This is a genomic window from Rivibacter subsaxonicus (assembly GCF_004217215.1).
In the GTDB taxonomy this organism is placed as follows: Bacteria; Pseudomonadota; Gammaproteobacteria; order Burkholderiales; family Burkholderiaceae_C; genus Rivibacter; species Rivibacter subsaxonicus.
On the sequence record NZ_SHKP01000005.1, the window covers coordinates 67,501 to 87,285 of the forward strand.

Below are 19,785 nucleotides of genomic sequence, written 5' to 3' on the forward strand. Positions count from 1 at the left end.
GCTGCGGCCGCTGCGCGACTCGATGGTCGAGTTGGGTCGCTCCTGCGTGCATGCGGACCACCGCAACGGCGGCGCCATCCTGGCACTGTGGGGCGCGCTGGGCGAGTTCATGACGCGCAACGGCTTGAGCGCGATGGTCGGCTGCGCCAGCATCGGCATGCGCGATGGTGGCCACCTCGCGGCCAACCTGTGGGAACAACTGCGCCACAGCCACCTGGCGGCGATCGAATGGCAGGTGCGGCCGCGCCTGCCGCTGCCGGTCGATGAACTGCGCACCGCCCAGCCGGTCGAGGCGCCGGCGCTGATCAGGGGCTACCTGCGCTGCGGCGCCAAGGTGCTCGGGCCGCCAGCCTGGGACCCCGACTTCAACACCGCCGATCTGCCGCTGCTGATGCGCATCGAGGACCTGCCGCCCAAGTACCGGCGCCACTTCCTGCACGAGGGCGGCAACTGAGGTCTATTCGCCCTCGCCGAACTTGTCGTTGATCAGCGCAAGCAGTACGTCCATCGCCTCCTGCTCGCGCTCGCCGTCGGTCTCCAGTTCGACCTCGGTGCCGATGCCGGCTGCCAGCATCATCACGCCCATGATGCTCTTGGCGTTGACGCGGCGGCTGCCGCGGCTGATGAACACTTCACAGGGATAGCTGCCGGCCAGCTTTGTGAGCTTGGCCGAGGCGCGGGCGTGCAGGCCAAGCTTATTGTTGATGGTGATGCGAGTCGAGATCATCGGCAGGTCGCGGGCCCGGTGACTGGGCCTGGTTCTGGGGTCGGGCGCTGGCAATCTGCATCACGCCCTGGGTGGCCCCGGCCACCGCGCGGGCGACCAGGGTGTCAAGCGGCTCGTGCGCGTAGTTCAGCGCTCGCCACAGCATCGGCACGTTGACGCCGGTCACCAGCTTGACCCGCACTCCGTCGGCCAGGCGCTGCGCGATGTTGCTCGGCGTGGCGCCGAACACGTCGGTCAGGATCAGCACCTCGCTGCGCCCGGGCAACGCGAGCGCGCGCTCGAGCGCGGCGCGGCAGCGCGCCTCGATCGCCTCGGGCGCGAGCGCAGCGTCGACGTCGACCACTTCCAGCAGCGCCGCGGCCTCGGCAAAGGCGTGGCTGCCGGCCGCCTTGAGCGCCGAAGCAAGCGGTGCGTGAGCAATGATCAGCAGTCCGGCCATTGGCGTCGAATATATCCATGCGGCGACTCGAGGGCCAATCGGCCCGGGCCGCGGCCTCAGCCTGGCAGCTTCAGGCCGTCGATGAAGTTCTGCACCGCAGCCGCCGGCGCCGCGCCGAGCACGGCGGCGTGAAAGACCCGCGTGCCCTGCGCGAACACGACCGAAGTCTCGCCGACCGCGGTGCCGTCGGGGCGACGGCCCGTGACCTCGAAGCGCAGCGCGCCCGGGTGTGGCGTGGCACCGCGCAGCACGAATGGCGCACTGGCGGTCTCGCGACCGTCGAGATTGAGCACGCGCACCCGACGCAGTTCGTCGAGCGCAGCGGCGACCCGGCCCGGATCGCCCAGGTCGGCACTCGACAGCGCCCAGGTGCTGCCGTCGGCGCTGCAGGCCAGCAGTTCGAACTGCACCTCGGCCCCCGCCAGCGGCAACGCACGCGTGACGCGCTCGGGCTTGCACGGAAACAGCGCGACCAGCTTGCTGCCGGTCGGGCGCACCTCGCGCCAGTCGAGCGTCGGCGTGCAGGCGGCAAGCAATGCCAGCATCAGTGCCAGCGGCGCACTGGCGGCGGGAACGGGAATCGACATCGGCCGATTATCGGCAGCGCGGCAGAATGGGCCGGATGCAGCCCTCCGCTCCTTCTTCACCAGGCCCGGGCGCGCTCGACGGCATCCGCGTGCTCGACCTCTCGCGCGTGCTGGCCGGACCCTGGTGCACGCAGACCCTTGGTGACCTCGGCGCCGACGTGCTCAAGATCGAGCGCCCGGCCGGCGCCGACCACCCTGGCGGCGACGACACCCGTGGCTGGGGCCCGCCCTTCCTGCGCGACGCCGAGGGCCAGGACACCGCCGAGTCGGCCTACTACCTCGGCGCCAACCGCAACAAGCGCTCGCTGGCGGTCGACCTCGGCGCGCCGGCCGGGCAGGCGCTGATCCGCGAACTGGCGTTGCGGGCCGACGTGCTGGTCGAGAACTTCAAGGTCGGCGACATGGCCCGCCACGGTCTCGACTACGCCTCGCTGGCCGCGCTCAACCCCAGGCTCGTGTACTGCTCGATCACCGGCTACGGTCAGACCGGCCCCTACCGCGAGCGCGCCGGCTACGACTACGCGGTCCAGGGCCTCGGCGGCCTGATGAGCGTCACCGGCGAGCGCGACGACCGCCCCGGTGGCGGCCCGCAGAAGGTCGGCGTCGCGGTCGCCGACCTGTTCACCGGCCTCTACGCCACCGTCGCCATCCTCGCCGCGCTGCGCCACGCCGAAGCCACCGGACGCGGCCAGCAGGTCGACATGGCGCTGCTCGACACCCAGGTCGCGATGCTGGCCAACCTGGGCGCCAACTACCTGGTCAGCGGCCAGGTGCCGGGCCGCGCCGGCAACGCGCACCAGAACATCGTGCCGTACCAGAGCTTCGAGGCCGCCGACGGCCACATCATCCTGGCGGTCGGCAACGACGGCCAGTTCGCGCGCTTCTGCGAAGTGGCCGGGCACCCGGAACTGGCTCGCGACGCCCGCTTCGCCACCAACCCGCAACGGGTCCGCCACCGCGAACAGCTGGTGCCGATCCTCGCCGGCTGGTTGCGCGAACGTCCGCTTGCCGACTGGCTCGCCGCGCTCGAGGCCGCCAAGGTGCCCTGCGGACCGATCAACCGCCTCGACCAGGTCTTCGCCGACCCGCAGGTGCAGGCGCGCGCCATGGTCGAGACGGTCGCCCACCCGCACCAGGCGGCGCTGCGCCTGGTGGCGAGCCCGATGAAGCTGTCCGCGACGCCCCCGCAGACCCGGCTGGTGCCGCCCCGCTTGGCCGAGCACGAAGATGTGGCGCTGGCCGACTGGCTGGGCTGGGACTCGAGCCGCATCGCGCAGGCCCGGGCCGAAGGCGCCTTCGGCCGAACGACGGCCGGCTAGGTTCTGAACCGAGCCCGCCACCTCGGGACAGCCGCGCCCCGCAGTCGGGGGTGGGCCGCTGGCGGCCGATGGCGGTCATCCCTAGAGTGCAGGGTTGTGCTCCGGCGATGTCGGTGCGTCCAGATTCGACATGGTGCCGCCGCCGATGAATGCCATCCTCAAGCCCACGCTCGCCACCGACTCCGAGGCTGCCTCCGGCGGCTCGCTGGCTGCCGATGCCTGGCCCGAACTGGCGGCACAGATCGGGCGCGAGGTCGGCGGGCCGCTCAGCGCCGCGCTGGAGCGCGTGATCCAGCTCACCACCACCGGCCGCATCGATCGTGGCGGCCTGCGCGCGCTGCGCGCCGAGATCGAACGCGCGCGCCGCGCCGGCATGGTGGCGCAGCAACTGGCGCGCTATGCCTCCAAGCGGCTGCGGCAGTCGCACGAGCGGCTCAACCTGGCCGGCACCCTGCAGTCGGTGCTGGCCCAGCGCAGCCGCGAGGTCGGATCGCGCGGCATCCAGGTGCGCCAGAGCACGCGACCGATCGAGGTGCTGGTCGACCCGGCGCTGCTGTTCGGCCTGCTCAACGCGCTGCTCGACTGGGCCATCGAATGCGCCCATGCCAGCATCGATTTCGGCGTCGATACCCGCAGCTGGCCGGCGCATGGCTGCGTGCTGTGCCGCTTCACCCATGAGCCGCGGCAGGAAGACGCACTGGCCGACATCGATGCCCCGACGCTCGATTCGCTGAACTGGCACCTGCTCAGGCAGGGCGCAGCGGCGATGGGCCTGCTGCTCGACCGCGAAGTCGATGGCAACCGCGTCAGCCTGGCTCTCGAGTTCCCGCGCACGGTCAACGAATCGATCGAGGGCGTGACCGCGATCGACCTCGAGGACGGCTTCGGCACCAGTCTCAACTCCAAGCCGCTGGCCGGCAGCCATGTGCTGGTGGTGGCGGCACGCCGCGAGATGCGGATGGCGGTGCGCAGCGCGATCGCCGACATGGGGCTGCTGCTCGACTTCGTCGGCTCGGTCGACGAGGCGATCGGCTTCTGCCGGGAGGCGCTGCCGCACGCCATCGTGTTCGAGGCGGCACTGCGCAGCGAGCGACTGGACACGCTGGCCGACGAGATCCGTGACGAGGTGCCGGGCTTTGCCTTCGTCGAGGTGGCCGAGGAAGGCGAGGCCTTCGAGGTCTCGGGCTTCAACGGCCAGAACTACGCCCGGGTGGGGCGCGACGGCCTGGCCAAGTCGCTGCCGTCGGCGATCGTGTTCGAGCTCAGCAAGAGCTTCTAGCCACCAAAGACCTTCTTGAGGATCGCGCTGCCGGTGCCGACCGGATCCTGGCGGATCTTGCGTTCCTCCTCGGCGATCATCAGGAACAGCCCGTCGAGCGCCTTGCGCGTGACGTACTGCTGCACGTTGGCATCCTCCTTCTTCACCAGGCCGTAGCTGGCGGCCTGCCCCGCCACCGCGTTGTACTGCTGGGCCAGCGCCAGCCGCTCGGTCTGCTCGGTCACGATCGGCAGGAAGCGCTCGGTCAGCGGCGCACGAGTCTTGGCGGCGAAAAAATCGGTCACCGAGGTGTCGCCGCCGCTGATGATCTGCTTCGCGTCGGCCACCGTCATCTGCCGGATCGCCTGCTTCAGCAGCGGCCTGGCAGCCGGCACCGCCGCCTCGGCGGCCCGGTTCATCGCGGTCACCAGTTCGTCGACTCGCTGGCTCTGGCCGGTCATCTTGAGCAATTTGGTGGCGCTCTCCAGGCCGGCCGGCAAGGGGATGCGAACCTTCGGGTTGCCGAGGAATCCATCGGGACGACCCAGCAAACTGCCCGCGGCGTCCGCACCTCGGTCGAGCGCCGCCTTGACGCCGGCCGAAGCGTCGGCCTGGCTCAACTCGAGGGCCTGCCCCAGCGACGGCCACGCGGCCGACAACCCTGCGCCCCAGCCGGCCAGCAGGCGGCCGATAGACTTGCGGCGATCCGGATCCATCAACGAACTCTCCCCGAAACGGTCTGTTCATGACCAGCAGCAAGCGCAATGTAGCGGCCATCGTCGCCGTCCTCTTCGTCATCGGCGCCGTGGCAGCGCTATGGGCGCTGTCGCCCAAGGCGACCGTGCCGGACGTGCCCTACACCCTGCTCGACGGCAGCACCCAGCGCACCACGGATCTGCGCGGCAAGGTGGTGCTGGTCAACTTCTGGGCAACCAGCTGCGTGACCTGCGTCAAGGAGATGCCGGAGCTGATCGCGACCCACCGCAAGTTCAACGCGCGCGGCTTCGAGACGCTGGCGGTGGCGATGAGCTACGACCCGCCGGCCTATGTCGTGAACTTCGCGCAGTCGCGCGGCCTGCCGTTCAAGGTGGCGATCGACAACACCGGCGAGATCGCGCGCCGGTTCGGCGACGTGCAGCTGACGCCGACCACGCTGCTGGTCAACCGGCGCGGCGAGGTGGTCAAGCGCTTCGTCGGCGAACCCGACTTCGCCGAACTCCACGCGACGATCGACCGGCTGCTCGACGAGTCCTGAGCAGGCTCTTCAGGCCGTGTGGCCGTCGGGCGAGGCGTCGTGCTCAGGCGCCAGCCGCGAATCCGCCGGAGCGTCGTCGGCGCGCAGAGCCAGCATCGCCGCGCCGCTGATCAGCACCGCCGCCAGCAGCAGGCCACCCGAGAAGCTGCGGCCGGTGGCGAGCACCAGCAACAGCGTCGAGGCCAGCGGCGTCAGGTAGCTCAGGACGCCGATCGTGCGCGGGTCGCCAAGCTTGAACGCCCGGTCCCAGAGGTAGAAGGCGAGGCCGAGCGGGCCGAGGCCGGTGAAGCCGATCAGCAGGATGTCGCGCATGCCGAGCACCACCGAGGGCTCGAACCAGACGTGACAGAGCAGCGCCAGCAGGCCCGAGATCGCACCGAACAGGCCGATCGCCGAGGTCGGCACGCGGGCACCGTCGTCGGCCAGGCGCCGGGTTCCGAGCGAGTAGGTCGCCCAGATGAAGGCCGAGCCCAGCGCCGCCATGTAGCCCCAGAACACGGCACCGACGTCGGCGTTGCCACGGGCGCCCGCGCCCGGAGCGGCGTCCGGATCGCCGCCGGCGATCGCCAGCGCGGCGCCGGCAAATCCGGTGACGGCGGCCAGCACATGCTGCGGCCGCAGCTTCACCGCCGGCAGGAAGACCGGCGCCAGCACGACGATCAGCAGGGGCCACAGGTAGTTGAGCAGGTTGGCGTTCACCGGCGGCGCCTGGCGCAGCGCGATGAACAGCAGCAGGTGAAAGCCGAACAGCCCGTAGACGCCGAGCGCCACCGCCTCGACCGGCACCTTCCAGCGTGCCGGCTTCATGGCCACCGCCGGCCACACCAGGCTGCTGCCGACCAGCAACGCGAGGCCGGTCAGCAGGAACGGCGGCACATGCGCCAGCTTCACGCCCAGGACGGCGAGTGTCGACCACAACGCGATCGCGCCGAGTGCGCAGAAGTTGGCCACAGCATTCGGGTTCATGTCCCCAACACTACGAGCCTGCGGCTGGCCGTACATCCCCCAGGGACATGCTGTTGGCGGGCCACGACGTGCCGCCCGTGACCAAAGCCACTTGCCCGATGCCGCCACCGCGGCCCGACCCCGCTCAGATGCGGGGCGGCAGGCTCAGACGGCGGTCGGCAGGCCGGCGGCGTGGGCCTGCTCGTCGGCGTGATAGCTCGAGCGCACCATCGCACCGACGGCAGCATGGGAAAAGCCCATGGCGTAGGCCTCGCGCTCGAACATCGCGAAGGTGTCCGGATGCACGTAGCGCCGCACCGGCAGGTGGTGACCGCTGGGCGCCAGGTACTGACCGAGGGTCAGCATGTCGATGCCATGGGCGCGCATGTCGCGCATCACCGCCAGGATCTCCTCGTCGGTCTCGCCGAGGCCGACCATCAGCCCGCTCTTGGTCGGCACCCCTGGCGCGAACTCCTTGAAGCGCTTGAGAAGGTCGAGGCTGAACTGGTAGTCGGAGCCCGGCCGCGCTTCCTTGTAGAGGCGCGGCACGGTCTCGAGGTTGTGGTTCATCACATCCGGCGGTGCGGCCTTGAGGATCTCGAGCGCACGGTCGGCACGGCCGCGGAAGTCGGGCGTGAGGATCTCGATCTGGGTGCCGGGCGAAAGCTCGCGCGTCTTGCGGATGCATTCGACGAAATGCGCCGCGCCGCCGTCGCGCAGGTCGTCGCGGTCGACGCTGGTGATCACCACGTACTTGAGCCGCAGCGCCGCGATGGTCTTGGCCATGTTGAGCGGTTCGTCGGCGTCGAGCGGGTCCGGGCGGCCGTGGCCGACGTCGCAGAAGGGGCAGCGCCGGGTGCACTTGTCACCCATGATCATGAAGGTCGCCGTGCCCTTGCCGAAGCACTCGCCGATGTTCGGGCACGAGGCTTCCTCGCACACCGTGTGCAGCTTGTGCTCGCGCAGGATGTTCTTGATCTCGTAGAAGCGGGTGCTGGGCGATCCGGCCTTGACGCGGATCCAGCTCGGCTTCTTCAGCACCTCGGCCGGCACCACCTTGATCGGGATGCGCGCCGTCTTGGCCTGCGATTTCTGCTTGACGGTGGGGTCGTAGGTCGCCGCGGCGGCGTCGGCGGCGATCGGTGGGGTGCTCATGCCGCGATTTTAGGCGGGCACCCCTGCCTGGCTGCGACCGCCGGGAAATAGCCGTCCCGGCAGGGACGGCTCGCAGGCACCCGGCCGGGCCGGGCGCGATGGCTCAGAACGAGTAGGTCGGGCCCAGCGAGGAATGCTGATGTTGCCCTTCTCGTCTTCGAACTTGGCGTTCGTGAAGTCGAGCGCCGCATCCAGGCTCAGGGCCGGCGTGCGCACGATTGCCGATCGCAGGCCCTAGCAGGCTGTTGAAATGCCTGCAGGGGTCGCGGGTACTTCAACAGCCTGCTAGCGCTGCAGGTAGACCTGCAGGTGGCGCGCGAGCGCCGCTGCCACGTCGGCCACCCCGACCTCGACCCCGATCGAGCGCAGGTCCACCGTGCGCAGGCCAGCGTAGCCGCAGGGGTTGATGCGATCGAAGGGGCTCAGGTCCATCGCCACGTTGAGCGCCAGCCCGTGATAGCTGTGGTGGCGGCTCACCTTGATACCCAGGGCGGCCACCTTGCCGATGCCGCGCCAGGGCTCGCGCGGATCGGGCGGGCTCGGCAGCCGTGTATGGCCGAAGGGGTCGTCGAGCTTGAGGTAGATGCCCGGCGCGCCCGCCACCCGGTGGCCGGTGACTCCGCAGTCCTCGAGCGTCTTGATCAGCGCCTGCTCGAGCCGGAACACGTACTCCTTGACGTAGATGCCGAGGCGCCGGAGGTCGACCAGCGGGTAGGCCACCACCTGCCCCGGCCCGTGGTACGTGACCTGGCCGCCACGGTTGGTGGCGATGACCGGAATGCCGCCGGCGTCCAGCACATGCTCGGCCTTCCCGGCCAGGCCCTGGGTGAACACCGGCGGGTGCTCGCACAGCCAGAGCTCGTCGGGCGTGTGCTCGTCGCGCGCCTCGGTGAAGGCGCGCATCGCCTCGTAGGTCGGCAGGTAGTCGCAGCGGGCGAGCGGGCGGATCAGCATCGTCGTTCTAGGGGGTGCGCATAGCAGTCTACGCATCCATCCGGCGCGGGCCCGCGTAAGGCCTCCCAGTCGTGACCAGTTGGTCATGGCAGGAGTCCTTCCGCAGCAAGGAGAACCGCATGAATCCCCGCCCGCTCCCTTCGATCCTGCGCACCACCGCCGTCGCGGCCGCCGCGGTCTGCGGCCTCGCCGCCGCTGGCGACAGCCTCGCCTCCAGTCACCGAGAGGCGCCCTTCATCACCACCGCGCCCAAGGTCGACGCCACCGATTTCTACATGTTCATGAGCTACGAGCCGGGGCGCGCCGGCTACGTGACGCTGATCGCCAACTACCAGCCGCTGCAGGACGCCTACGGCGGGCCCAACTACTTCGCGCTGGACCCGAACGCGCTCTACGAGATCCATCTCGACAACAACGGCGACGCGAAGGAGGACCTGACGTTCCAGTTCCGTTTCAGGAACCAGCTGGCCGGCGACAGCGGCGTCGCGCTGCCGGTGGGCGGCAAGAACATCGCGATCCCGCTGGTGCAGGCCGGCCAGGTCAGCCAGGTCTCCGACCCCAGGCTCAACCTAGGCGAGAGCTTCAGCGTGACGCTGGTACGCGGCGACCGCCGCAAGGGCGCCGCCGTGGCGTTGACCGAAGCCATCGGCGGCACCCGCTTCGCCAAGCCGGTCGACAACATCGGCAGCAAGACCATCCCCGACTACCCCGCCTATGCCGCCAGGCATGTCTACACGGTCGGCATCCCGGGTTGCACGATGCCGGGCCGGGTCTTCGTCGGCCAGCGCCAGGACCCCTTCGCGGTCAACCTCGGCACGATCTTCGATCTGGTCAACGCACCGGTGGCCGTGATCACCGACCCGACGCTGATCGGCGCCGTCCCCAACACCATCGGCGACAAGAACGTCAGCACGCTCGCTCTCGAGGTCCACAAGAGCTGCCTGGTCGCCGGCGACAACGTCATCGGCGGCTGGACCAGCGCCAGCCTGCGCCAGGCCCGCCTGCTCGACCCGACGCCGAAGCCCGGCCACCAGACCACCGAGAAGGTCGGCGGCGCCTGGACCCAGGTCTCGCGACTCGGCATGCCGCTGGTCAACGAGGTTGTCATCGGCCTCAAGGACAAGGACCGCTTCAACGGTTCCAGGCCCAGGGACGACGGCCAGTTCGCCGACTACGTGACAAACCCCTCGCTGCCGGCGCTGCTCGAGATCGCGCTGGCGCTTCCCGGCATCGCGCCGACCAACTTCCCGCGCACCGATCTCGTCACCACCTTCCTGACCGGCATCAAGGGCGTCAACCAGCCCACCGGCGTGGTGCCCTCTGAGATGCTGCGCCTGAACACCGCGATCGCCGCGGTCCCCTTCGCGCAGCAGAACCGGCTCGGCATCGTCGGCAACGTGCTGGCCGGCGGATCGGACAACGCCGGCTTCCCCAACGGCCGCCGGCCCAAGGACGACGTGGTCGACGTCGCGCTGGTGGCGGTGATGGGCGGGCTGTGCGTGGCCAACGGCGACACCGACGCCTTCGGACTCGGCGGCGCCTGCAAGCCCTCGGCGGTGCCGCTCGGCACCACGGCATTCAAGCTGCACGACGCGGTCGACCAGGCGGTGGTGCCGCTGCTGTCGGGCTTTCCGTACCTCAACACGCCGATCGCCGGCGCCGGCATCGGCGCCGAGCCGCAGCGCTCGGCGGCCAATCGCCGCTGAGCGATCGCTCAAGGAGATCCTCATGCAAAGCACATCACTGACCCGTGCGGCGGCGCTGATCGCGCTCGCCTGCCTTGCACTCGCCGGCTGCAGCGGCGGCGGCGACTACGAGCAGCCACCGCCAGCGCCGGTGGCCGAGGCCACCGAGGTGCCGATCTCGGCCGTGGCCTCGAGCCGGGCCTTCACCGACTACGCCGCCGCGCTGGCACCCAGCGACAGCGCCGAGGCCCTGGGCCTGGGCGCGCTGGGCGACGCGTCGCCGGTCGACGACAGCGGCGAGCCGCTGCCCATCGGCTGAGCGGAAGGGAGCGCCAGCATGCGAGCCTTGTCGCGCCTGCTGGCGCTGGTTCTTGCCGGGCTGGCCGGCAGCGTCGGCGCCGCACTCCATGTACCGGCCAGCGATGCCACCGTGGTCGCCACGGTGCGCCCACGCGGCCTCGAGTCCGCCTCCGAGGCCGACCAGCGCCAGCTGCGTCGCCAGTTGCAGCAGCAACCCGCCTCGCTGCCGCTGGCGCTCGGCGTGGCGCAGTCCGCCATCGAGCGCGCTCGCCGCGACGGCGATCCGCGCGAACTCGGCGCCGCGCAAGCCGCGCTCGCGCCTTGGTGGGGGCTGGCCGATCCGCCCGCCGGCGTACGGCTGCTGCGTGCGATCGTGCGCCAGAGCCAGCATCAGTTCGAGGCAGCGCTGGCCGACTTCGCCAAGGTCCACGACGATCCGCGCGCTGCTCCCGCGCTGCGCGCGCAGGCCGAACTCAGCGCCGCCGGCGTGCTGCAGGTGCTGGGCCGCTTCGATGCGGCACGAGCTCACTGCGAGCGCCTGCTCGACAGCGGCCCTGCTGCGCTGCCGGCGCGGGTCTGCATGGCCGAGTTGGACAGCCTTGCCGGCCGGACGGCGCCGGCCGCTGAGTTGCTCGCCACGCTGGCGGCCCGCGCCGCGCCCTCCGAGGCCGCGTGGATCGCGCTGGTACGCGCCGAGCTGGCTGAGCGCCGCGGCGATGCGCGGGCCGGCCTGCTCTACCAAGCCGCCCTGCACGCACCCGACACCTACCGCCTGGCCGCCTACGCCGACTGGTTGCTGGCCAACGGCCGAACCGCCGAGGTACCGACGCTGCTGGCTGGCGCCAAGGCTGCCGACGCGTTGCTGCTGCGCCTGGCGATCGCCCAGCGCCGGCTCGGGCAGCCCGAAGCCGCCGCCAACCGCGCCGCGCTGCAGGCCCGCTTCGAGGCGGCGCGCCTGCGCGGCGATCGCCTCCATGCGCGCGAGGAGGCGCGCGCCGCGCTCGACCTGGACGAGGACGCGGCGCGCGCGCTGGGCCTCGCGCAGGCCCAGTGGGCGCAGCAGAAGGAGCCAGCCGACGCCCTGCTGCTGGTGCGCACCGCGCGCGCCGCCGGCCGCCCCGAGGCCGCCGAGCCGGTGTGGCAGTTCATGCGCGAGACCGGCTATCGCGATGCGCGGCTGCAGGCGCCGCAGCTGGCGCCGGCACGCTCGCAGCTGCTCGCCGGAGTCCGGCCGTGAGCGCACTGCGCGCCTGCCTGGTGGCCGGCTTGCTGGCACTGGCCGCGCTGCCGGTGCCGGCCCACAAGCCGAGCGACGCCTACCTGCGACTGCAACTGCTGCCTGGCGAACCAGGACGCGTCGAGCAGCGCCTCGACATCGCAGTGCGCGACCTCGACCGCGAGCTCGATCTCGATGCCGACGGCGACGGTCGCATCACCTGGGGCGAGCTGCGCGGGCGCTGGACCGAGATCGAGGCCTTGGCCGCCGCCGGCGTGCGGCTCGCCGGCGCCGACGGCCGCTGCGCGGTCGTAAGCCGGGGCGTGCCGCAGCTCGACGAGCATTCCGATGGCCCCTACGCGGTGTTGGTGCAGACGCTCGCCTGCGCGCCGACGCCGCGCCGGCTCGAACTGCGCTACACGCTGTTCGCCGCCAGCGACCCGACCCATCGCGGCATCGTGCTCGTGAGCGGCACGCCCGGCGGCGATCGGCCTCATGTGCTCGGGCCTGACGCGCCCGCGCTCGACATCGAGCTTCCGGCAACCGCCGATGCGCCGGCGGCGCCGACCGGCTGGATCGGCTTCGTGCGCGAGGGCGTGCACCACATCCTGATCGGCACCGACCATGTGCTGTTCCTGCTCGCGCTGCTGCTACCAGCGGTGCTGCTGCGCGCGGCGCGACCCACGACCGAGGCCACGGCACCGACGCAGGCCTTGATGAATCTGCGCACGTGCCGGCTCGCGCTCGCGACACCGGGCGATGCCTTGCTGCCGGCGCCGCCCGCGGCCCAGGCGCCGTCGACCGCGGCGCTCGCCTGGCAACCGGCGCCCGCGCTGCGCCCAGTGCTGCGCAAGGTGCTCGCCATCGTCACCGCCTTCACCCTCGCCCACTCGATCACGCTGGCGCTGGCCGCGCTCGGCCTGCTCGATCCGCCTTCGCGCTGGGTCGAATCGCTGATCGCCGCCAGCGTCGCCTTCGCCGCGATCGACAACCTCTGGCCGATGCTGCTGCGCCGACGCACCGCGTTCGCCTTCGGTTTCGGGCTGGTGCACGGCTTCGGCTTCGCCTCGGTGCTGCGCGACATCGGCCTGGAGCGCGGCAACCTGGTCGTGCCGCTGCTGTCCTTCAACCTCGGCGTCGAGATCGGGCAGCTGTTGATCGTCGCCCTGTTCCTGCCGCTGGCGTGGACGCTGCGTGGCACCGCGCTCTACCGGCGCGTGCTGCTGCCGTGCGGCTCGCTGGCGATCCTGGCGCTCGCATTGCTGTGGCTCGTAGAGCGCGTCTTTGACCTGCAAGCCCTGCCGTGACGACTCCACATCGCCACAGCAAGCCCGTGCTGGCCGTCGACGCGAAGCCTCAGCCTCACGCTCGGCGTCATCAACCTGTTCGACCGCAGGGGCAGACGATCGCCACCTCCACCCGGTCGAGCCGCGCATGGCGCGACTGAGGGCAACGCTCAGCTTCTAGAGAACCACCTTGACCATCGCATGCCCGGTCAGCGCCAGGTACAGCGCATCGAGTTGCTCGCGGCTGGTGGCGGTGATCGTGATCGTGAGGCCGAGGTAGTTGCCGCCCTTGCTCGGGCGCACCTCCATCGTCGCCACGTCGAAGGCAGGATCGTGTTCGCGTGCGAGCGCGGCAATCGCCTCGGCGAAACCATCGACATTGGCGCCCATCACCTTGATCGGGAAGGCACTCGGGTACTCGATCAGCGAGCGGTCGGCGGGGATGTCCATCGTCTTCATCGCAAGCAAATGGGGGCAGCGGCCGCGATCTCAACGCGCCGCGAAGCCAGCTAGATCGACTGCTCGGCCTTGGCCCGTTGGTACGCCGCGTACAGCCTGGCGCCGACCGGCCCCGGCTTGCCGCGCCGCGCGCCATGACCGACGAGTTCGCCGTCGATCCGCGTGACCGGCAGCACCTCCTTGGTGGCCGAGCTGAGCAGCACCTCGTCGGCACTGCGCAGGTCGCTCTCGGGCACCGGCCGCAGCGAGTAGGCGACGCCCTCGTCCTCGCACAGCTCGCGCAGCAGCTCGACGCGGATGCCCTCGAGCATGTGCTCGCTCCTGGGCGGGCCGATCAGCGCGCCGTCCTTGACGATCCAGACGTTGGAGGCCGAGGCCTCGGTCAGGAATGCGGAACCGTTGGGGCCGTCGCGCAGCAGCACCGTTTCGACTGCGTCCTGATCGGCCGAGATCTGGCGCGCCAGCACGTTGCCGAGCAGCGAGGTGACCTTGAGATCGCCGCGCTCCCAGCGGAAGTCGCGCGCGCTGATGCAGGCCACGCCCTCGTGGCGCTGTTGCGCCGAGGGCGGCCGCAGCGGGCCGGTCATCATGAACACGGTCGGCTCGATCCCTTCGGGCATGACGTGGTCGCGCGGCGCCATCGACGCCAGCGGCACGCCGCGCGTGACCTGCAGATAGACCAGCTGGTCCTCGGCGCCGTCGCCGTTGACCAGCTGCCGCACCAGTTCGCGGACCAGCGCGATCCACTCGCTACGCGAATGCGGGTTGTCGATCCGCAGCCGGCCGAGATTGCGCTCGAGGCGCGCCAGGTGGTCGTCGACCCGGAACAGGCGCCTGCCGTAGACCGGCAGCGCCTCGTAGACGCCGTCGCCGAACATGAAGCCGCGATCGAGCGGCGACACGCGCGCCTGCCCCAGCGGCATGAAGCTGCCGTTGAGATAGCTGGGACGCGTGCTCCAGTCGCTCATCGGGAGGCTCGTGACAGGGTGATCGAGGGCGCAGGGTAGCGCGCGTACCGGCCGCTGTCACGCCAGCCGCGCGACGGCGGCCGTCGAGGGCGCGCCACGCCCCCTCGGGGGCGGCGAACGCAGTGAGCGGGGGAAGTCATCAAGATGATCAAGGAGCCGAAGACTCACTTGATCCACAGACGCAGCGAATCCCAGGCGCGGCCGAAGATACCGGCGCTCTCGACGCCCTCGAGCGCCACCAGCGGCACCTCGGCCACCGTCGCATCACCGGCCCGGACCACGATCTTGCCGACCGGCGCGCCCTTGGCGAGCGGGGCCACCAGCGGATCGGTGCGCTGGATGTCGGTCTTGAGGGCGTTGCCGGCGCCGCGCGGTACGTTGACGTAGATCGGCTGCAGGCTGCCGAGCTTGGCGGTGTTGCTGCTGCCCTTCCAGATCGGCGCCACCGCGACCGACTGGCCGGCGTCGAAGAGCTTGACCGCGTCCCAGGCGCCGTAGCCCCAGTTCAGCAGCTTCTGGCTTTCGACCGCGCGCCCCTCCATCGAGGCCGCACCGAGCACCACGCTGAGCAGTCGGCGCTGGCCGTTGGGGAAGTCGCGCCGCGCGGTGGCGATCAGGCAGTAGCCGGCGTTGTCGGTGTAGCCGGTCTTGAGGCCGTCGACGCTCGGGTCGCGGTAGAGCAGCAGGTTGCGGTTGGGCTGCTTGATCTTGTTGAAGGTGAATTCCTTGATCGAGTAGTACGGCAGGTACTCGGGGAAGTCCTTGATCAGGCGCGTGGCGATCACGCCGAGCTCGCGCGCGGTGCTCATGTGGCCCGGCGCAGTCAGGCCTTCGGGGTTCTTGAAGCTCGTCGCCTTGAGGCCGAAAGCCTGGCCCTGGCGATTCATCATCGCCACGAAGTTCTCGACCGAGCCGCCGACGCCCTCGGCCAGCACCACCGTGGCGTCATTGCCGCTCTGCACGATCATGCCCTTGAGCAGGTCGTCGACCTTGACCTGGCTGTTCAGCGGCAGGTAGCTGCGCGAGGCGCCGGTCATGCCGGTGCGCCAGGCGCGCTCGCTCACCGGCAGCGTCTGCTCGAGCGAGAGCTTGCCGTCGCGCAGCGCCTGGAACACGACGTAGGCGCTCATCAGCTTGGTCAGCGAGGCCGGCTCGACCGACTGGTCCGGCTCGCGCGAGCCGAGCGCCTGGCCCGTGTTGAGGTCGAGCAGCAGCCACGAACGGGCCGCGATCTCGGGCGCCTGCGGCACCTGGGCCTGGGCGGCGGGCAGCAAGCCGACGGCGGTGGCGGCCAGCGCGAGGCCGGCGACGAGGGAGCGCAGAAGAGGGTTCATGGCGAAGGGGATTCCGGAAGAAGGTTCAAGTCGGCGCTGCCCAGGCGCGCAGCAGCGCGGCCTTGAGGATGTGCAGCGCACCGTGGAAGAAATGGCCGACGCCGGGCACCACCAGCACCGGCAACTGCTGCGGGCGGGCCCAGTCCAGCGAGGCCGACAGCGGCACCACGTCGTCGGTCTCGCCATGCACCAGCAGGGTGTGGGAAGGTACCGGCGGCACCTCGTGCTTGAGCGTCGACGGCGCCACCAGCGCTAGGCGCTGCGGCTGCAGCGCGGCCGGCAGGCGCGCCGCGGCGGTGGCGGCGACATAGCCGCCGAAGGAAAAACCGGCCAGCGCGAAGGCCGGCAGCGCGGCAAAGCGTTCGCGCATGGCCTCGATCACGGCCAGCGCGTCGTCGACCTCGCCTTGGCCCTCGTCCCAGGTGCCGGCCGAGGCGCCGACACCGCGGAAGTTGAAGCGCACCGCCGCCATCCCGAGCGCGACGCCGGCGCGGGCGACGGTCTGCACCACCTTGTTGTCCATCGTGCCGCCGAACTGCGGGTGCGGATGGCAGACCACCAGCCAGCCCTGCGGCACGCCCGCGGGCAGGTCGAGCGCGCACTCGATCGCACCGGCCGGGCCGTGGATGCTGAAGTTCTGGGTCTGCGCGTTCATGGAGGGGTACAGCAGTGGGCGCCAGCGAGAAACGGCCGGCAGCGGCAGCAAGCGTCGATCGGCGGCGTTCAGCGCCCCACTTCGGGCGCCAGCAGCAGGCGCTCGACCACCTCGCCGCCCTGCAGGTGGCGCTCGACGATCTCGTCGATGTCGTGGCGGTCGACGTAGGTGTACCAGGTGCCCTCGGGATAGACCACCGCCACCGGCCCGCCGGCGCAGCGATCGAGGCAGCCGGCCTTGTTGACGCGCACCTGGCCCGGCCCGTTGAGGCCGAGCGCCTTGACGCGTCCCTTGCAGTGGGCGTACGCGAGTTCGACGTCGTGAAGCGCGCAGCTGGCCTCGGTGCCGTCGCGCTTGTTCAGGCAGAAGAAGATGTGCCGCTCGTAATAGCTCATGCCGGGATTGTAGGTTTGCGCTCGCCGTCGCCCGGAGCCGCCAGCCGACTCAGCAGATAGGCCGCGGCGGCGAAAGGCCAGCCCCAGCCGATCCATTGCGCCAGGCCGTGGAAGCGGATGAAGCGCCCCTGTTCCCAGCCCTGCAGGCTGGCTGCGTAGAAGGGGTCCTCCGGCGCCAGGTTGACCAGCGCCACCGAGATCGCGATCACCGGCAGCGCCACCGCCGCCGCCGCCCGTGCCGACACCCAGGCCAGCGGCACCGCGGCGGCCACGGCCAGCGCCGCACCGGCACCGACCGGCTCGGTCCACCAGGCCAGCGCATGCTCGGGGCCGAAGTTCAGCGTGGTCGACAGCGTGACCGTGCCCAGTGCCAGCAGCAAGGCGCCGAGCAGCAGCGCAAGGCGGCGCGCGCCGGGCGGCGTCAGCGCATAGGCCAGCAGGATCGGCGCCAGCAGGCCGCAGGCCACGCCGACCGCGATCAGCCCCGGCGCCAGCGGCGTGATGGCGGCGGTCGTCGTCGGCGCCAGCCAGCCGTCCCAGGCCGTGCCCTGCAGCCAGGCGGCCACCTCCAGGCGCGCGCGCGTCAGGACCTGGCCCAAGCCGAAGGGCAGCGCCGGCGGAAAGAGCTGGCCCACCGGCCACAGCAGCAGCAACGCCAGGCCGCCGCCCTGGCCGCGCAGGAACCAGCGCGCGCGCCACTGCTCCCAGCGCCGCCAGCCGCCGGCGCGCTGCACCGCGGCGGCCAGCAGCGCACCGAGCAGTGCACCGGCGCTGTTGAGCAGCCAGTCCAGCCGGGATGGCACCCGCGTCGGCAACGCATGCTGGGCCACCTCCATCGCAAAGCTCAGCGCGCTGGCCACCAGCGTGGCCAGCAGCACCGCGCGCCAGACCGGTGCGCCCTCGCGCAACTGCGCCGTGGCCAGCAGCAGACCGAGCGGCAAGTAGGCCAGCAGGTTCGAGAGGATGTCGAAGCGGCTCGCGTAGCGGGTCGACAGCGGCAGGCTGCGCATCGCCTGCCACAGCGAGAGCTCGGGCGGCCAGCGCCAGCCGCCGAAGGGGTGCAGGCTGGCGTAGGCGATCAGCGCGGCACAGACCGCTGCCAGCGGCCAGGCCGAGCTGCGGTGCGGGCTGGGCATCGTCGCCCTAGAACGGCTTGACCACCACCAGCACGACGATCGCGGCGAACAGCAGCACCGAGGCCTCGTTGAACCAGCGGAACCAGCGATGGCTGCGGCGGTTGGCCGCGTGCTCGAAGTCGCGCAGCAGGCGCCGGCAGACATGCTGGTAGCCGATCGCCGCCGCCACCAGCAACAGCTTCAGGTGCAGCCAGCCGCCACCGATGCCGTAGCCGAGCCAGAGCCACAAGCCGAGCGCCAGCGCCGGCAGCATCAGCAGCGTGGTGAAGCGGTGCAGCTTGTGCGCCATCAGCAGCAGGCGCTCGCGCTCGGCGTGGCTGTCGGCCGGCACCATCGCCAGGTTCACGAGGATGCGCGGCAGGTAGAACAGGCCGGCGAACCAGCTTGCGACGAAGACGATGTGGAACGCCTTGACCCAGAGATAGCCTTGACTCATCGGCAGCATTATCCCGATGCGCAGGCTCGGGTCGCCGGGAATCGCGCCGCGGGCACGGCCCAAAAAGAAACCCCGGCACCTTGCGGCGGCCGGGGTGCAAAGCTCGTCGGCAGTGAAGCCGACGTGCTCCTGCTCAGGGAGGAAAAGCAGGGAATGACACGGTCGAGCCGTATCATTCATCGATCACTTTAACCCCGAATGGCTTGCGGCAGGTTGAATTCCCGACTGCCCGATCGCCCCTCGCCGGAGTTGCATTTGAGTTCCTATCACCAGCGATTCCCGGCCAGCCGCCCGCGTCGGTTGCGCCGCGACGAGTTCACCCGCAGCCTGGTGCGCGAGCATCGGCTCGGCGCCTGCGACCTGATCCTGCCGGTCTTCGTGCTCGAGGACCGCCGCGCCGCGCAGGACGTGGCCTCGATGCCCGGCGTACAGCGCCTCGGGCTCGAGCGCCTGCTGCCGCTGGCCGAGGAATGCGTGAACCTGGGCATCCCGGCGCTGGCGCTGTTCCCGGTGATCGATCCGGCGCGCAAGACCGCAGATGGCCGCGAGGCACTCAATCCCGAAGGTTTGGTGCCCGGCGTGGTGCGCGAGCTCAAGGCGCGCTTCCCGCAACTGGGCCTGATGACCGATGTCGCGCTCGACCCCTTCACCAGCCACGGCCAGGACGGGCTGCTCGACGAGACCGGCTACATCCTCAACGACGAGACGGTCGAGGTGCTGGTCGGCCAGGCGCTGGTGCAGGCCGAGGCCGGCGTCGACATCGTCGCGCCGAGCGACATGATGGACGGCCGCATCGGCGCGATCCGCGAGGCGCTCGAGGCGCATGGTCAGATCCACACCCGGATCATGGCCTACAGCGCCAAGTACGCGAGCGCCTTCTACGGGCCGTTCCGCGACGCGGTGGGCTCGGCCGGCAACCTTGGCAAGAGCAACAAGAAGGCCTACCAGATGGACCCCGGCAACAGCGACGAGGCGCTGCGCGAGGTCGCGCTCGACATCGCCGAGGGCGCCGACATGGTGATGGTCAAGCCCGGCATGCCGTACCTCGACATCGTGCGCCGCGTGAAGGACGAGTTCCGCGTGCCGACCTTCGCCTACCAGGTCAGCGGCGAGTACGCGATGCTCAAGGCCGCGGCCGCCAACGGCTGGCTCGAGCACGACGCGGTGATGATGGAGTCGCTGCTTGCCTTCAGGCGCGCCGGCGCCGACGGCGTGCTGAGCTACTTCGCGCTGGAGGCGGCGCGACTGCTGCGCCGCCAGCCCTGATCCTCGACGG

The 19,785-nt window shown here is 70.8% G+C and carries 23 protein-coding genes (1 of these 23 only partly in view); 9 read left to right on the top strand and 14 right to left on the bottom strand.

Annotated features, from left to right (window positions below):
* Positions 1-454 carry the 3' portion of a GNAT family N-acetyltransferase gene (locus EV670_RS06295; RefSeq protein ID WP_130430995.1) on the top strand. It extends 407 nt beyond the left edge of the window, so only the last 454 of its 861 coding nucleotides appear in the window; its start codon lies beyond the left edge, outside the window; its stop codon occupies positions 452-454.
* A gap of 3 nt (positions 455-457) precedes the next feature.
* Here the strand turns inward: EV670_RS06295 and EV670_RS06300 are convergent, their stop codons facing one another.
* Genes EV670_RS06300 through EV670_RS06310 form a run of 3 tightly spaced genes read right to left on the bottom strand, consistent with a single transcriptional unit; the run spans position 458 to position 1,753 of the window.
* The gene (locus EV670_RS06300) at positions 458-727 is read right to left on the bottom strand and encodes an HPr family phosphocarrier protein (protein WP_130430996.1); all 270 of its coding nucleotides are present in this window, start codon (positions 725-727) and stop codon (positions 458-460) included.
* The gene (locus EV670_RS06305; RefSeq protein ID WP_130430997.1) at positions 696-1,166 is read right to left on the bottom strand and encodes a PTS sugar transporter subunit IIA; all 471 of its coding nucleotides are present in this window, start codon (positions 1,164-1,166) and stop codon (positions 696-698) included. The genes EV670_RS06300 and EV670_RS06305 overlap by 32 nt, the downstream gene beginning before the upstream one ends.
* 56 nt (positions 1,167-1,222) lie before the next feature.
* The gene (locus tag EV670_RS06310; protein ID WP_130430998.1) at positions 1,223-1,753 is read right to left on the bottom strand and encodes a hypothetical protein; all 531 of its coding nucleotides are present in this window, start codon (positions 1,751-1,753) and stop codon (positions 1,223-1,225) included.
* Positions 1,754-1,779: 26 nt separating this feature from the next.
* On the opposite strand from EV670_RS06310, the gene EV670_RS06315 reads away from it, so the two are divergent.
* Both EV670_RS06315 and EV670_RS06320 read left to right on the top strand, forming a co-directional pair.
* On the top strand, positions 1,780-3,072 hold the full coding sequence (locus tag EV670_RS06315; protein ID WP_130430999.1) for a CaiB/BaiF CoA transferase family protein: 1,293 nt from the start codon (positions 1,780-1,782) through the stop codon (positions 3,070-3,072).
* A 145-nt stretch (positions 3,073-3,217) separates the two neighbouring features.
* Positions 3,218-4,351 carry a hypothetical protein gene (locus EV670_RS06320; RefSeq protein WP_207225015.1) on the top strand — a complete coding sequence of 378 codons (1,134 nt, stop codon included), beginning with the start codon at positions 3,218-3,220 and terminating at the stop codon, positions 4,349-4,351.
* On the opposite strand, the gene EV670_RS06325 is transcribed toward EV670_RS06320, so the two are convergent.
* Complete coding sequence (locus EV670_RS06325; RefSeq protein WP_130431000.1) at positions 4,348-5,046, bottom strand: DUF4197 domain-containing protein; 699 nt, start codon at positions 5,044-5,046, stop codon at positions 4,348-4,350. The two genes, EV670_RS06320 and EV670_RS06325, sit on opposite strands and share 4 nt — an antisense overlap.
* Before the next feature lie 29 nt (positions 5,047-5,075).
* Here EV670_RS06325 and EV670_RS06330 point away from each other — a divergent pair, with 29 nt between their 5' ends.
* Positions 5,076-5,585, top strand: a complete 510-nt coding sequence (locus EV670_RS06330) for a TlpA disulfide reductase family protein (protein ID WP_130431001.1) — start codon at positions 5,076-5,078, stop codon at positions 5,583-5,585.
* Positions 5,586-5,594: 9 nt separating this feature from the next.
* On the opposite strand, the gene EV670_RS06335 is transcribed toward EV670_RS06330, so the two are convergent.
* The 3 genes from EV670_RS06335 to lipB form a co-directional block, all read right to left on the bottom strand.
* On the bottom strand, positions 5,595-6,551 hold the full coding sequence (locus EV670_RS06335) for a DMT family transporter (RefSeq protein WP_130431002.1): 957 nt from the start codon (positions 6,549-6,551) through the stop codon (positions 5,595-5,597).
* A gap of 144 nt (positions 6,552-6,695) precedes the next feature.
* Positions 6,696-7,685 carry a lipoyl synthase gene (gene lipA / locus EV670_RS06340; protein WP_130431003.1) on the bottom strand — a complete coding sequence of 330 codons (990 nt, stop codon included), beginning with the start codon at positions 7,683-7,685 and terminating at the stop codon, positions 6,696-6,698.
* 285 nt (positions 7,686-7,970) lie between these two features.
* Positions 7,971-8,639, bottom strand: coding sequence for a lipoyl(octanoyl) transferase LipB (gene lipB / locus EV670_RS06345; protein ID WP_130431004.1), 669 nt, complete (start codon positions 8,637-8,639; stop codon positions 7,971-7,973).
* A gap of 119 nt (positions 8,640-8,758) precedes the next feature.
* On the opposite strand from lipB, the gene EV670_RS06350 reads away from it, so the two are divergent.
* From EV670_RS06350 to EV670_RS06365, 4 genes are read left to right on the top strand one after another with little or no spacing between them, the layout of a single operon-like run.
* Positions 8,759-10,345: a DUF4331 domain-containing protein gene (locus EV670_RS06350; RefSeq protein ID WP_130431005.1), complete on the top strand. Its 1,587-nt coding sequence runs from the start codon at positions 8,759-8,761 to the stop codon at positions 10,343-10,345.
* Positions 10,346-10,367: 22 nt separating this feature from the next.
* Positions 10,368-10,643, top strand: coding sequence for a hypothetical protein (locus EV670_RS06355; RefSeq protein ID WP_130431006.1), 276 nt, complete (start codon positions 10,368-10,370; stop codon positions 10,641-10,643).
* Between the two features lie 18 nt (positions 10,644-10,661).
* A complete protein-coding gene (locus tag EV670_RS06360; protein ID WP_130431007.1) occupies positions 10,662-11,861 on the top strand; it encodes a hypothetical protein in 1,200 nt (399 codons plus the stop codon).
* Positions 11,858-13,147 (top strand): HupE/UreJ family protein, encoded by a 1,290-nt coding sequence (locus tag EV670_RS06365; RefSeq protein ID WP_242616865.1) that lies wholly within the window; start codon positions 11,858-11,860, stop codon positions 13,145-13,147. Before EV670_RS06360 ends, EV670_RS06365 begins: the two co-directional genes overlap by 4 nt.
* Positions 13,148-13,303: 156 nt before the next feature.
* On the opposite strand, the gene EV670_RS06370 is transcribed toward EV670_RS06365, so the two are convergent.
* From EV670_RS06370 to EV670_RS06400, 7 genes are all read right to left on the bottom strand, one after another.
* Positions 13,304-13,585, bottom strand: coding sequence for a DUF493 family protein (locus EV670_RS06370; RefSeq protein WP_130431008.1), 282 nt, complete (start codon positions 13,583-13,585; stop codon positions 13,304-13,306).
* 50 nt (positions 13,586-13,635) lie between these two features.
* Positions 13,636-14,553 carry an aminotransferase class IV gene (locus EV670_RS06375; RefSeq protein ID WP_130431009.1) on the bottom strand — a complete coding sequence of 306 codons (918 nt, stop codon included), beginning with the start codon at positions 14,551-14,553 and terminating at the stop codon, positions 13,636-13,638.
* 164 nt (positions 14,554-14,717) lie between these two features.
* On the bottom strand, positions 14,718-15,887 hold the full coding sequence (locus EV670_RS06380) for a D-alanyl-D-alanine carboxypeptidase family protein (protein ID WP_130431010.1): 1,170 nt from the start codon (positions 15,885-15,887) through the stop codon (positions 14,718-14,720).
* A 25-nt stretch (positions 15,888-15,912) separates the two neighbouring features.
* Positions 15,913-16,542, bottom strand: a complete 630-nt coding sequence (locus tag EV670_RS06385) for an alpha/beta hydrolase (protein ID WP_130431011.1) — start codon at positions 16,540-16,542, stop codon at positions 15,913-15,915.
* Between the two features lie 68 nt (positions 16,543-16,610).
* Positions 16,611-16,937, bottom strand: a complete 327-nt coding sequence (locus tag EV670_RS06390; RefSeq protein ID WP_130431012.1) for a (2Fe-2S) ferredoxin domain-containing protein — start codon at positions 16,935-16,937, stop codon at positions 16,611-16,613.
* On the bottom strand, positions 16,934-18,073 hold the full coding sequence (locus EV670_RS06395; RefSeq protein ID WP_130431013.1) for a VanZ family protein: 1,140 nt from the start codon (positions 18,071-18,073) through the stop codon (positions 16,934-16,936). Before EV670_RS06395 ends, EV670_RS06390 begins: the two co-directional genes overlap by 4 nt.
* 7 nt (positions 18,074-18,080) lie before the next feature.
* Positions 18,081-18,509 (bottom strand): CopD family protein, encoded by a 429-nt coding sequence (locus tag EV670_RS06400; protein WP_130431014.1) that lies wholly within the window; start codon positions 18,507-18,509, stop codon positions 18,081-18,083.
* 249 nt (positions 18,510-18,758) lie between these two features.
* On the opposite strand from EV670_RS06400, the gene hemB reads away from it, so the two are divergent.
* The gene (gene hemB, locus EV670_RS06405; RefSeq protein ID WP_130431679.1) at positions 18,759-19,775 is read left to right on the top strand and encodes a porphobilinogen synthase; all 1,017 of its coding nucleotides are present in this window, start codon (positions 18,759-18,761) and stop codon (positions 19,773-19,775) included.
* Positions 19,776-19,785: the final 10 nt, after the last annotated feature.